Here is a 13,981-nt window from a genome sequence, read left to right as displayed (position 1 = left end):
AGGTTTAGTTGTTGTTGGAGAAATATATCCAGTCTATGTTAAAAAGATAACCGTCTTTACCGTCCGCGCTCTTAAACACGAAGTACAGGTCATGCTGACCGGTAACCGGTTGTATCGCGGCCGAAACGGTTTTCCAGCCTGCGGTACGGCCGGCAGCGGCTGCATTACCGCCCTTTACAGCCACCTGGCCTGCCAGCGGGCCATCCTGCCTGTCCAGCCGTATTTCCACCACGCCGCCCAGGCCCTGCTCCTGCACGTTGAACTGCAGGCTCTTCACACCGTCCAGGTACAGACGGTTAAACCGCATGTAACTGTTATTGCGCGCCGCAGTATAAGCCAGGCCGGCAGTAGTGATCGTGATCACGTTTACATTGCCTTCGTCAAAATCCTCGGCCTGCACACGCGGATTTTTCAGCATGATATACTCCCTGCCGGTAATAGGTTCTATGTTATTAGCGCCTTTATCGGTGTAAGTGGCCATCAGCAGGTAACCACCATCGGTGCCTTTACCCACGTGCGCTTTAAAGGACTGCACGCCCTGCATTGGCAGGGTGCCCTGCTCGCTGCTGAGGGAGAGGATATAATGCACAATTTCTTTGGCATCCGCCGCAGACATGTCCGGATGGGCGGACATGGTGCGGTTGCCCCAGCTGCCGCTGCCGCCGGCGATGATCTTCTCCGCCAGTTTGTTCACATTGGCCTCGTTATCAGGATAACGTTTGGCCACTTCCAGCAGGCTCGGACCGATGGACGCGGTATTCTCCGTATGGCAGGACTTACAATCCAGTGACCAGAACAGCTGATGTCCTTTCGCAAACTTCGTGTTGCCACCACCGTTATTAGCGAGTACCAGTGCGAAATCTTTTCCCATCGGGAGATAATCAAAGGTGACTTTAATCTTGCTGCTGTCCGGGCTGCCATCTTCGGGATCTGTGACCATCACCTTGTAATCCAGTGCCGCATTGTCCCAGTAGAAGCTCTTATTGGCGGAAGTGAGTATTCTTACATCGGGTGGCGTGTTGCCTACTTTAATATCCACAGAAGAAGTTCCCTTGCCCCCATGATCATCGGATACGGTCAGGTCTACCTTATACACGCCCGGCTGCGCGAAGGTGTAATCCACCTGTTCACCGGTCAGCTGTTTATCGCCGATCTTCCAGGTATACGTAAGCTTGTCGCCTTTATCGTAATCCATAGAGCCGTTGGCAGAGAGTTTTACTGTCAGCGGAGCGCCGCCGTACAACTGGCTGCTGCGTATGTTCGCCACCGGTTGACGGTTGCCTTCCGAATAAGTGATGCGTACCAGCTTCGCGTTGGAGTTTTTGGAAAACCAGTTAGTACCATATTCCAGCATGTAGATGCTGCCGTCGGGAGCGAACTTCATATCGGTAGGCGCCGCAAAGTCGATATTTTCGAGGAATGGCTCCATACGCAGGTAATTACCCGCGGAATCCAGTGTTACCGCCATGATCCAGTGCCGCATCCATTCGTAGATGAAGAGTTTACCGTCGTAATAGTTGGACAGTTTATAGGGTGCATCCTTAAACTGGTCCGCATAAAACACGGGACCTGCCATGGCGCTCTCCCCTCCTTTGCCCACCATCGGGAACACCGGTGAAGCGGCATCGCCATACCAGATCATCGCCGGTTGCGCGGGAGGCAGTTCCTTAGTGCCGGTATTGTGCGGTGAATTATTGACAGGCCGCATGGGATCTTTTCCCGGCCGCTCCTTCATGGTAGCATAATCCAGCAAGGGATATGCTTCGTTGTTACCATTGAAATAAGGCCATCCGAAGAAGCCCGGTTTTTTCGCCTGGTTGATTTCATCGAAGCTGAGCGTACTACCTTCCGCGGAAGGGACTTTGGTGTCCGGTCCTACATCGCCCCAGTACACGAAAGCATTTTTCATGTCTACTGAGAAGCGGTAAGGATTGCGGCATCCCATCACATAAATTTCCGGGCGGCCTTTGGAACCGTCTTTCGGGAAGAGGTTACCGTCAGGGATGGAATAGGTGCCATCCGGTTCCGGTTTGATACGCAGGATCTTTCCGCGCAGGTCCATGCTGTTGGCCGCACTGGCCTGGTCGTCTGACAGCTCGCGGCCCGCTCTTTCATCTACCGGCGTATAGCCGTGTGTCTCTTCTGCATTGGTATTATCACCGATAGACAGGTACAATAAATCCTGCGGCCCGAAGAACAGGTAACCCGCAGAATGGCAGCAATAGCGGCGCTGGGTAGGCACTTCCATCAATACTTTTTCGGAAGACATGTCCAGCGTATCGCCATGCAGTTCCAGCCGCACCAGCTTATTATACCATTTTTCGCCGGCAGGTGCATAATAAAAATACACCCAGTGATTTTTTTCGTAGTGCGGGTCCAGCGCAACGCCCAGCAAGCCGTCCTCAATACCGCTGAACACATCGAAGCGGCCGATGGTCTTTGTTTGCCGCAGGCGTGCGTCATACAGTTTTACCGCGCCTTTGCGCTCCACGAACAGCACGTTGCCGCCGGGCAGGATGGCCAGCTCCATCGGCTCATCCAGTCCGTGGTCCAATACCGTATAGGTGTAACGGCTAGTATCCGGCGGGGCAATAGTGAGGGTTTTGTTATAGTCCGGCCATGCATTGTTGCCTACGAGGTATCGGACTGCCGGTTGTATGGTTGCAGCCGTAGCTGTGGCAGGTACAATATACAGGCGGCCTTTATCCTGCTCCAGCGCTCTGCTCTCCGGCAACGTGTTCCATTCACGCAGCCAGGGCCATCCCTGTTTCACGGTACCGCTGTCTTTCACCGCGAGGATACCGCCGCCGCCAGCTTCCGCATACCGTTTCAACGCCGGTATGTCACGGTAGCCCAGGCTGTCCGTCAGCGAAAACGGTACGCATACTGCACTGAAATTCTTCAGGGAATCGTCCTGGAAATACTGTCTGTCTCCCGTAAACACGATCTGCCATCCTTCTTTTTGCCCTGCCTCCTGTAGTTGTTTTACCCAGGCGCTTTCTGTGTTTTTAGTGTAACATAAAATCCGGGTAACAGAACGCTTGGCCCCACATGCTGTAAGCAATGCGAGCAACACAGGCAACCATAGTTTTTTCATTTCTTTCGATTATAGAGTTCACTTATGACAATTACGAATTACGAATTACGAATTGGGGGCGTGTTTTACCGTAATAACCTGGTATTTGCCTTTACAGATAATAACCTGGTTTCTCCTTTACAGATAATAACCTGGTATTTGCCTTTACAGATATTTTCTTAACTGTTTTTCCAGGTTCATTTCAAGCCCTTGATTCATAGTCCACCCCAATTCGTAATTCGTAATTCGTAATTAATAACCGGGGTTTTGTTTAATGCCGCCGCCGGTGCGGTCTATTTCCTGTTGCGGTATGGGAAACAGGTATTTATTTCCGGAGGCAGGTGCTCTGAAGGCGCTGCCTTTACCGTTGGAATAAGGTCTGGTAGCATAGTCTTTCATGGTGGACACATAGATGTTCCAGCGCAGAAGGTCGAACACGCGGCCGTATTCGCAACCCATTTCCACGCGGCGCTCATGGCGCAGGGCTTTACGCAGGTCGTCTGCAGCCGTTACCGGCGGCAGTGGTGTGCCGGCGATCACCCTTTTACGGGACACTGCTTCCACATCAGTGTGGGACGAATTGCTGGCGCGGTTACGTACCATATTGATGTAGTTGGCCGCTTCCTGTTTGCTGCCACCGCTTTCGATCAGTGCTTCAGCGTACATCAGCAATACGTCGGCATAACGCACCAGGTGCATGGTCCAGGCATCGTTGCCCCATCCCTGCCCGCGGCGGTTGGCCGGCAGGAATACTTTACGGTTATGGTGACCGGTATTGGGATAGGAAGAGAAGTCCAGCGTTTCGCCGCCGGGGAACACATCGCCCTGATCGAGGACGGTGAAGAGGATACGCGGATCACCGGGTTCGTATTCATCCACCAGTGACTGTGTAGGACAATCGAAGCCCCATCCGCCCACACTGCGTGGAGAGCAGTAGATAGGCAGCGTGGTACCGTAGATAAAGGCGGCCGGATCGTCACCGAAGATAACCGGGAATACCGCTTCAGGGCTTTTATAGCCGTCTTTCAGGAACAACGCCTGGTATTGGGGATCGAGCGTGAAAGCGCTGGCGTCGATCACTTTTTTTGCTGCATCGCGGGCTTTGGCGTAGAGCGTCTTATCGTCTTCGGCAAAGAAGAGATAAGCACGGGCCTGTACCGCCCACGCTGCTTCTTTGGTTACGCGGCCCAGTTCACCGGCAGGAAGGTCCTTGCGGGAAGGCAGTGCGGCCTCATTACCCACCGCTTCCAGTTCATTGACGATAAACTGAAACACTTCATTGGATGCTGCGCGTACAATTTTGTTTCGGTCTTCCAGCTGCAGTGTTTTCGTCAGCAGGGGAACGCCGCCGAATATACGAACCAGGTCGAGGTAATAGTAAGCCCGCAGGAAACGTATTTCTGCGAGGTAACGGGCTTTGGTTTTATCGTCGAGCGGGTTGCCTTTATCATCCAGCAGTTGGGCTGCCGGCAGGCGTTCCAGTGCTACGTTGCAATTGCCGATGCCTTTGTAGCAGGCGCCCCATAGGCCGTTGAGCGTTTCGTTGGTTGCGAGCGAACGGCCCCAGCCCAGGTCTACCACAAAAGGACGGTCGTTGGCGTCTGAACCGCCTTTATCACTTTCGTCCGTGGCCATGTTGCCCAATTCGGCAATTGCGGCCTGGTATCCCCAGAATTCATAAAATCCGAGGTAACAGTTAACGACTGTCTTGAAGCCGGCGCCCGGCGAATTGTAAAAGTTTTCATCTGTTTGTTTTCCCAGCGGCGGCCTGTTCAGGTAATCCTTTGAACAGGAAACAGTCAGCAAAACCATCAACAACGGTAAAGTATATACGATCTTTTTCATTACAGACAGTGTTAAGGATTAAAATTTAGCGTTCACGCCTACCATAAAAGTGCGGGCCTGCGGGAAGTAGCCCTGATCGATACCGATCAGGCGCGGATCGGAGTTACCCATTTCCGGATCGAGGCCGCTGTAATTGGTGAAGGTGAACAGGTTCTGTGCACCTACGTATAACCGTAACTGTGGTATACGGGCGCGTTCCAGCCATTTTTCCGGGAAGTTGTAACCCAGCTGAATGTTTTTCAACCGCAGGTAGGAACCGTCTTCCACGAAGTAGTCCGACACGCTGCTGTTGAGCGCTGAATTGGAAGAGATGCGGAAATACTTGTTGGTAGAGCCGGGGCCGTTCCAGGATTTTTCCAGGAAGCCCTGGGGGGCATTGTACCAGCCGGTGCCGGACTCGGTATCATACCGCAGGATGTTCATCACATCATTGCCCTGTGATCCCTGCCAGAACATGCCGAGGTCGAAACGTTTGTAGTTCAGGTTGATGTTCAGGCCATAGACGAAATCGGGCCACGGGTTACCGATCATGGTGCGGTCGGCAGCGTCCAGTTTTCCGTCGGGGCCGGGCACGATGTTACCGTTGGCATCTACCCCGTTGATATCTTTAAAACGGATATCGCCCGGGCGGGAGCTGAGGCGCTGCGGGCTTTTGTCCACTTCTGCCTGTGTCTGGAAAATACCGTCTGTCAGCCATCCGAAATAGTAACCTACGGGTTTGCCTACTTCTGTTTTGCTGATCGTTTCGCCGAGGTGTGCGGTGGTATAGATAGGTTCTCCGCCGCCCATGCTCAGCACTTCGTTGCGGAAAGTGGATACGTTGAGGCGTACATTATACGAGAAGTCCCCGATATGATGGCTGTGCCCCAGTGATACTTCCCAGCCCTTGTTGACCATGCTGCCGGCGTTGGTCCAGAAATCCACCCTTGGGTATCCCATAGTGGTAGGTATGGGTACCACCACCAGCATATTGCTTACTTTCTTGTTATAGTAATCCACCGTCAGATCGAGCAGGCCATCCCAGAGGGTCAGGTCCAGCGCGAGGTCAGTCTGTTTGGAGGTTTCCCATTGCAGGCTGGGATTGGCCATGGTTTGCCGTTCTGCTCCCAGGTAACCTGTGCTGGTGTTGCCAAAAAGGTAACGGAAATAAGTGTTACCGTAGGTTGACAGATACAGTCCGCTGGTATTCACATACTGGTTGCCGATGGCGCCGTAGCTGGCTCTCAGCTTGCCGCTGGTCAGCCATTTCAGGTTAGCGTTTTTCATGAAGTTTTCTTCGGAGAAGCGCCAGGCGGCGGAAGCGGAGGGGAAGGTGCCCCAGCGGTAACCGTCGCCGAAGTTGGAACTGCCGTCCCGGCGCACATTAGCGGCCAGAATATAACGGTCCGCATATACGTAGTTGATACGGCCGAAAAACGACTGCAGGGCGCTGGAGTACGTAGAACCGGAAGCGCCGGGATTCATCGTGGCCGCATCGATGATACGCATGTCAGGCTCGTTGTTCACGATGTTCTGTTTGGAAGCGGCGTAAGACAATCCTTTTGTCAGTTCCGCGGAAATACCTGCCAGTGCTGTGATGTGGTGTTTACCGAAGGTCTTGTCGAAGTTCAGTGTATTCTCCCATACGAAATAGTTGCTCCAGCTGGAGCTGTTGCTGACGGTGTTATATGTGGCGTAATCAAATGAGTTCAGGAAGTAGGCCGGAGTGAATCCTTTGGAGAGGCCGCGTCCGAGGTCCATCCCGAAATTGCTGCGGAAAGTCAGCGGATCGATGATTTTCACATCCAGCGCTGCGCCGCCTTTGATGGCGATGCCTTCCCACACGCTCTGCTGCATACGCTCCACCTGGGCCACCGGATTGGGTTTGTTGGTAAAGAGGATACCGGCGTATTGGGAATAGGGGTTATTGGCTTCGTAGCCGGTCATGATACGCTGATAAAAAGCGGGGACGCTTTTCAGGTTATTGCGGTATACCGGTGTGATCGGGTCTGCCGCCATGGCGCTGAAAATGGTACCGGTGAAAGGGTTGTTCTCATCCACATTGCGACGGTTTTCATAGATCAGGCCGAAATTGGTGGTGAGTTTTACCCGGGAGCTGATATCGGCGGTAACGTTGGTGCGCCAGGAGAGGCGTTCGTAGTCAGATCCTTTCACGATGCCCTGCTGTTTCATATAGCCGGCGCTGGAAGCGTACACCAGGTTTTTGCCCGCGCCGCTCACGCCTACGTTGTAGCTCTGGACGGGAGCGTTCTGCTGAATAATTTCTTTCCACCAGTCGGTGCCGTCAGGACCGGAGTTATCGTTGACGAACTTCAGCACCTGGGCTACTTTTTCCGGTGTGTCGATATCTGTCGGCAGCGGAGCGCCGTCAGCTTTATAAGCCTGTGTTTTATATTTAATGAAGTCTGCTGCGTTAAGCATATGTGGCCGTTTCCAGGCGGATTGCCAGCCGGTGTAGGTATCCAGCGTTACGTGCATTTTGGTATCGTTACGGCTGCCTTTGCGGGTAGTGATGATCACCACGCCGTTGGAGCCCCTGGAACCGTAGATAGCGGCAGTGGAGGCGTCTTTGAGGATGTCCATCGCTTCGATGTCGTTGGGATTGAGCCATCCGATGTCTGTTTGCGGGAGACCGTCAACGATATACAACGGGGTATTGCTGCCACTGATGGAGCCGATACCGCGGATACGTACCACGGGGGCAGATCCGGGGCTGCCGCTGCTCTGTGAAACGGTTACGCCGCTCACCTTGCCCTGTAAGGCTTCCGCCGCATTGCGCACCGGCACGTTGCGCAGGTCTTTACTGCTGACGGAGCTGATGGCGCCCGTCACATCTTTTTTGCGCTGGGTGCCGTAACCGATCACCACCACTTCGTTCAGGCCGCTGGTAGATTCTTTCAGGGTGATGTTCATCAGCTGTTCGCCGGCGGATACCGGCACTTCCTGTGTGATGAATCCCATGTAGCTGATGACCAGTATAGCGCCCGGGCCGGCCTGCAGGGAGAAGTTACCGTTAACATCGGTGACGGCGCCCTGGCTGCCGCCTTTTACTTTTACGGACACGCCTACCAGTGGCACCCCTTTCTCATCGGCCACTTTACCGGCGACCCTGCCAGCCTGTTCTGATTTGGGGGAGATGACCACCAGGTTCCTGTCTACAATGCGGAAAGCCAGCGCGGAACTGTCAAGCATCCGCCGCATGACTTCAGCCAGCGATGCGTCCTTCACCTGCAGGTCTACTTTGCCCAGCTGCCGGATGGCGGTATAGTTATAGAAAAAACGGTAGTCGCTTTCCCGCTGGATCTTCGCAAAGATCTTATCAGCGTCCGCCTTCACAAAAGAGAGCGTGAATTTCGCCTGCGAAAAAACGGTGGCTGAAGCATGTAAACAGGACAATAACACCACAACAAAACATAACTTCATAATGAGGAGTAGTTTGACTGTCTGGCTGAGCGCATAGGAAGCCCCTCCAAATCTGCTTTTTTTCATAGATTTGTTTTAGAAAGGTTTGTAAAGAAGGGTGTAAGTGAAGTTTCTCAGGCTGACTTACCCCTGTAGATACACATAAGCCTTTTGGGGAAGAGCGTACCTCTTCCCTTTTTTATTCCGGATGAAGCTTATCTCATCCCTCATACATGCTTTCAGGTGACGCGTGCGTATAACAGTGTGTTCATTACAGGTGATTTTTGAGTTGATAAAATGTTGCGCTGATGTATTATCTGGACAGGTAAACCTGTTGCTGTACTATCCTATAATGGAATCCGGTGGTCATCTGCAACAGCCGCAGCGCCTTGTTGACATCCTCTTTTTCAAACACGCCGCTGAGTATTTCTTTCTTCAGTGTTTCGTCTTCAAAAACGATATTGACGTTGAACTGTCTTTCCATTTTACGGGCCACTTCCGCGAAGGTTTCATTCATGAACGCCAGCTTCTGGTGGCGCCAGGCTGTCTCCATGACAAGACCGGGATCCTTGCTGCTGGCCAGTTCCTGCACGCGGAAGCTGACATGTTGTATGCTGTCGTCTTCGTGGATAATGGTCTGTTGGTCGAGCGACAGCACCAGTTTTTCGCGGGGCAGCAGTACTACTTTTTTCTCGGGGCTGTTACGCATCATCACCTGTACTTTCCCGGTGATGACGGCTACCTCCGCTTTCTGATCGTCGCCATAAGCCTTCACATTGAAGGAGGTGCCCAGCACCTGGATAGCGAGATTATCGGAATGCACAATGAATGGTTTGTTATCATCTGCGGCCACATCAAAAAACACTTCACCAGTCACATTCACATCCCTGCTCTTGCCCGCGAAGCGCGCATCATAGCTGATTTGGCTGCCCGCGTTGATCCATACCTGCGTGCCATCCGGCAGCAATGCTTTGATAGTACTGCCCATCGGTGCACTGATCTGTTGCAGCGCCGGCGCTGCCGGTTTTTTCCGGGCCATCCGCCACATGCCTGTACCTGCAACCACCAATAGCACCGCTGCAGCGGCCCACCGGAAAGGACGCCTGGCAGACATGACCGGCGTTTCAGGCTTTTCGGGCGTTTGTGCTGATGTTTGCAGGACCGCTTCGATTTTCTCCCAACCGTCTCTTACGACGGCTGTGTCCTGCACCGGCGCCTCCACCGTGTCCAGCACGTTTTCCAGGAAACGGTAGTCCGGGTTTTCTGCCAGCAGCTGTTCCAGTTCTTCCAGTTCCGCCTTGCCTGCCGCTCTTCCGGCTTTCCGCGCCATCAGCTCCAGTATTCTTTCTGCTTTCATTGAATGGTTAGATAGTGTACCTGCGAAAAGGACACAGATAAAAACCGGTTTCCCTAAAAAGGAGGAAAAAAATTTGCGGCGGCTAAAAAGCAAAAAGGCCGATCCTGTCGGATCGGCCCATGTTGTTCGTTTTGTTTGTTTCGGTTTATACGAGACCGGTGGTTGTACACCAGAATGTATTTGGAGGAATAGTGGCTTTTTCGGCTTTCTTCTGGCCGGCTTCATTCAGTTTTACCAGTTTCATTTTGGTAATGTCGAGCTTTTTCTTTGTTTTCTTTTTCATAACAGACGGTTTAACGCGAAAAACATGGCGCCTACTCTTTTCTGAAGGTTTTCAGCTTTCCCTTGTCCCAATCTACAATGCAGGTTTCAGTGGCAGTGTAAAATCGATTTATCCGTCAATTTACAAAATATACCATGCAAAAATACCGCAGTCAGACGGTTGTGTGATGCAGGAAGGGTTGTAGCGAGGCCGACAGTTTTCTCAGCGCGATCATCAGTTGCGCGTCTACTGTTTTCGGTGAAATATTCAGGATACCGGCCACTTCTTTATAAGACAGCCCGTCTTCCTTCACCAGTTTGAAGATCATCCGGCATTTGGGAGGCAGCAGCCGGACGGCGGCTGCGATGGCGTTCTGCAGTTCGTGGGTGAGCAGGCGCTGCTCTGCGCCGGCGCAGAAACGCACCAGGGGCACCTGCACATTGTCCAGGTCGGCCTCCTCAAAAGGGTTGGCCGCCCGCAGCTGGTTTAACGCCGTATGTTTCACCGCCACATAGAGATATACCCTGATGTTGTCTATTTCATGCAGCGTATGGCGCCGCTGCCACAGCTTCACGAACACGTCATTGACAGCTTCCTCCGCCGGCTGATGCTGCTTGAGGAATGCCAGGGCAAACCGGTAAAGCGGGAACATCTGCTGCTGATAAAAAGCTTTAAATGCCTGTTGATCATCGTGAAATTGTATGCGGTGTAGCAGCTCCTTCATATTTCATCGTGCGTAAGCACAATATAAAAATAATTTATTAAACCAGAGTAGTTTTTAAATTATTTTTCTAAATAAAAAAGGATGAGCGGTTGGGAAAAGGCGGCTAAAACGAATTATTTGTTTACAGGAGTGTTATTCAGTATGTCCCTCACGGTTTGTCCGGGCAGCACCCGGAACACGGGGATATTCAACGCATGCCTTTCACACAGCTGCCGGATGCTTTGATCTATCTGCTCCGGCGCATACCGCGAAGAGAAATGCCCCAGTACCAGCTGCTGCACATTAGTGGCGCTTACCATCTCTATCACCTCCTCCAGCCGGCTGTGCAGGTTCTTATAGGAAGGATGTTCGATGACTTCGTCCCCGCCCAGGAAAGTAGCTTCGTGAATCAAAATTTCTGCGTCCTGCCAGGTCTCCGGGCTGGCGACCGGCGTATCCCCGGAATAGCAGAGAATATTACGGCGCACTTCCATCGTGGTCTTTTCCTTACCCTGCTCCTTGCCGATCCTTCGTATATCCTCCTGCGTTAGCCCCGCCAGTTCGGGCCGTAACTTGCGCCTCGTTTGCATCACCTTATACCCCAGGCTGCGCACAACATCAGGGGCGGCGCGTACATGTTCGTTCCGCAGCGGCACCACCAGTATGTCCTCCTTGATGCGGATTTCATCGCCGGGCGCTACCGGCATCCATACCGTGCCTGATACATGCGGGTCAAACCGTTTGCTGAAAGCTTCCAGCGCCGGGTAGGAACCTCCGTCCCTGGGGTAACAGATCACCGGAAAACCATCCCGTGCATTCAGCTGGTTGAGTTGTAACAAACCAGTCAGATGGTCCCTGTCGGCATGGGAAATAAATACATGGCTGATTTTTCTGCTTTTCTGCAACAAAGTGGCACTTACGCCGTCTCCCGCGTCCAGCAGGAGGCCCAGCTCTTCTACAAAATACCAGGTGGAAAACAAAGCCGTGGAATAGCCGGTAATCGTTAACGCTTTCATAACCCAAAGCTACGCATATTAACGACCGTTTTTTGCAACGACGGTGTAAAAATAGAATGGGCGGGCATCGGCGGAAATACTTAATTTTGTGCCATGCGGATCGTTCCTGTAATCATCCCGCATACCCTGATTATTTCCGTAAAACAAGCATTATTGAGACTGCCTGTGCGTTCCTGACGTGCAACAGCATTTTTGTGCCCATAAAAGCGTTATCATGAAAGAAAATATGACCGCAACGCCCACTGCTCCCAAACCGGCCCATGCCTGCGACGGCGGCCATCAACACAAGCCCGGAGAGAAACATGACCATAACCACGACCATGACCACGGTCACGCCCATACGATGATGATATTCGGTAAAAACACCGAACTGTATTTCAGCCTCCTGTGCGGCGCCACCCTGGCCATCGCCTGGATACTCGGACGTACGCTCGTACCCGCAGGCACCATGTCCGAAGGCGCATTGTTGCCCATCCTCATCGCCTCTTACGTTTTCGGCGGCTTCTACACCGCCAAAGAAGCCATCGAAACCATCTCCAAAGGTGGTTTTGAAATAGACTTCCTCATGCTGGTAGCAGCTGCCGGAGCAGCCATGCTCGGCAAATGGGAAGAAGGCGCCCTGCTCCTGTTCCTCTTCAGCCTCGGCCACTCCCTGGAACATTATGCCATGGAAAAAGCCCGTAAATCCATCACCGCGCTGGCCGACCTGGCGCCTAAAACCGCCCTGCTCAAAACCGGCAGCGGTACTAAAGAAGTAGATACCGCTGCACTGAAAGCCGGCGATATCATCGTGGTAAAACCCAATACCAAAATATCCGCCGACGGTATCGTTGTCGCCGGCACCAGCAGCGTGGACCAGGCGCCGATCACCGGGGAAAGCGTACCGGTCGACAAAACACCGGTCGACGATCCTTCTTCCGCCTTACAACAGGTAAAACAATTAAACGCCCGCAATAAAGTATTCTCCGGTTCCATCAACGGCAATGGCTCCCTCGAAATCATGGTGAGCCAGCCCGCCAGCGATTCCACCATCTCCCGCCTCGTAAAGATGGTCAACGAAGCCCAGTCCCAGAAATCGCCCACACAGCAGTTCACCGACCGCTTCCAGCGCATCTTCGTCCCGGCGGTACTGATACTGGTATTGCTTTTATGCTTCGCGTTCCTGGTGCTCGACGAACCTTTCAGCGCCAGCTTCTACCGCGCCATGTCAGTACTGGTGGCCGCCAGCCCCTGCGCACTGGCTATCTCCACCCCCAGCGCCGTATTAAGCGGCGTGGCCAGAGCGGCCCGCATGGGCGTGCTCATCAAAGGCGGCCGCCCGCTGGAAGACCTGGGCAACCTGACAGCCGTAGCTTTCGATAAAACCGGCACCCTCACGGAAGGCAAACCGAAACTGACGAACGTCCTCCCCATGAATGGCCACAGTGAAACCGATTTGCTGCAGGCAGCCGTAGCGGTGGAAGCCCTCAGCGATCACCCGCTGGCCAAAGCCATCGTTCGGGATGGTAAAGCCAAACTCGGCAATACCGCCTTTCCGGAAGCGCAACAACTGGAAGCAGTACTGGGAAAAGGCATCAAAGCCACCTGGCAGGGCGCACCGGTATATATCGGCAACCTCGCCCTCTTTCAATCACTCGATCAATACCACCCCTCTCCCGAACTGATCGCTGATGTGCAGGAACTGGAACGCGGCGGTCATACCACCATGGTGGTGCGAAAAGGGACCGTTTACGCCGGCATCATCTCTGTAATGGATACTCCCCGCCCCGAAGCGGCAGAAGTGCTTAAAACGCTTAAAAACGCAGGAATACGGCGTATGATCATGCTTACCGGCGACAACCAGCAGGTGGCCGACGCTGTGGCCAAACAAACAGGCCTGACCGACGCATGGGGCAATCTGCTGCCGGAACAAAAAGTGGAAGCCATCCAAAAACTGGCCCGCGATGAACATAAAGTCGCCATGGTAGGCGACGGCGTCAACGACGCCCCCGCCATGGCCAACAGCACCGTTGGCATAGCCATGGGCGCCGCCGGTTCAGATGTAGCGCTGGAAACGGCAGACATCGCCCTCATGGGCGACAAACTAACGCTCCTGCCCTTCGCCATCGGCCTGAGCAGAACAGCCAGCAGGATCATCAAACAAAACCTCTGGATGAGCCTCGGCATGGTAGCCATCCTCATCCCCCTCACCATTACCGGCATCGCCTCCATCGGCCCGGCAGTAATGGCCCACGAAGGCTCTACGCTGGTAGTGGTATTCAACGGACTACGGCTCCTCGCCTACAATAAAAAAATCCCGGGAAAATAAACCCCGGGATTT

At 53.3% G+C, this 13,981-nt stretch carries 8 protein-coding genes; 1 reads left to right on the top strand and 7 read right to left on the bottom strand.

The features are described from left to right. Positions 1-4 precede the first annotated feature (4 nt). The 7 genes from HF324_RS09840 to HF324_RS09810 form a co-directional block, all read right to left on the bottom strand. Positions 5-3,097 carry a PQQ-dependent sugar dehydrogenase gene (locus tag HF324_RS09840; protein ID WP_168859683.1) on the bottom strand — a complete coding sequence of 1,031 codons (3,093 nt, stop codon included), beginning with the start codon at positions 3,095-3,097 and terminating at the stop codon, positions 5-7. 231 nt (positions 3,098-3,328) lie between these two features. Further along, on the bottom strand, positions 3,329-4,921 hold the full coding sequence (locus HF324_RS09835; protein WP_168859682.1) for a RagB/SusD family nutrient uptake outer membrane protein: 1,593 nt from the start codon (positions 4,919-4,921) through the stop codon (positions 3,329-3,331). Between the two features lie 18 nt (positions 4,922-4,939). Then, positions 4,940-8,410, bottom strand: coding sequence for a TonB-dependent receptor (locus HF324_RS09830; RefSeq protein WP_220101287.1), 3,471 nt, complete (start codon positions 8,408-8,410; stop codon positions 4,940-4,942). Between the two features lie 226 nt (positions 8,411-8,636). Continuing rightward, positions 8,637-9,680, bottom strand: coding sequence for a FecR family protein (locus HF324_RS09825; RefSeq protein WP_168859681.1), 1,044 nt, complete (start codon positions 9,678-9,680; stop codon positions 8,637-8,639). 145 nt (positions 9,681-9,825) lie between these two features. Next, positions 9,826-9,963: a hypothetical protein gene (locus HF324_RS09820; RefSeq protein ID WP_159456130.1), complete on the bottom strand. Its 138-nt coding sequence runs from the start codon at positions 9,961-9,963 to the stop codon at positions 9,826-9,828. Between the two features lie 151 nt (positions 9,964-10,114). After that, the gene (locus tag HF324_RS09815; RefSeq protein WP_168859680.1) at positions 10,115-10,666 is read right to left on the bottom strand and encodes an RNA polymerase sigma-70 factor; all 552 of its coding nucleotides are present in this window, start codon (positions 10,664-10,666) and stop codon (positions 10,115-10,117) included. 113 nt (positions 10,667-10,779) lie between these two features. Beyond that, complete coding sequence (locus tag HF324_RS09810) at positions 10,780-11,661, bottom strand: MBL fold metallo-hydrolase (RefSeq protein WP_168859679.1); 882 nt, start codon at positions 11,659-11,661, stop codon at positions 10,780-10,782. Positions 11,662-11,875: 214 nt separating this feature from the next. On the opposite strand from HF324_RS09810, the gene HF324_RS09805 reads away from it, so the two are divergent. Continuing rightward, positions 11,876-13,969: a heavy metal translocating P-type ATPase gene (locus tag HF324_RS09805; protein WP_168802306.1), complete on the top strand. Its 2,094-nt coding sequence runs from the start codon at positions 11,876-11,878 to the stop codon at positions 13,967-13,969. The last annotated feature ends 12 nt before the right edge of the window (positions 13,970-13,981 follow it).

The sequence above is a fragment of the Chitinophaga oryzae genome (assembly GCF_012516375.2).
In the GTDB taxonomy this organism is placed as follows: Bacteria; Bacteroidota; Bacteroidia; order Chitinophagales; family Chitinophagaceae; genus Chitinophaga; species Chitinophaga oryzae.
This window is presented reverse-complemented; position numbering and strand designations above follow the sequence as displayed.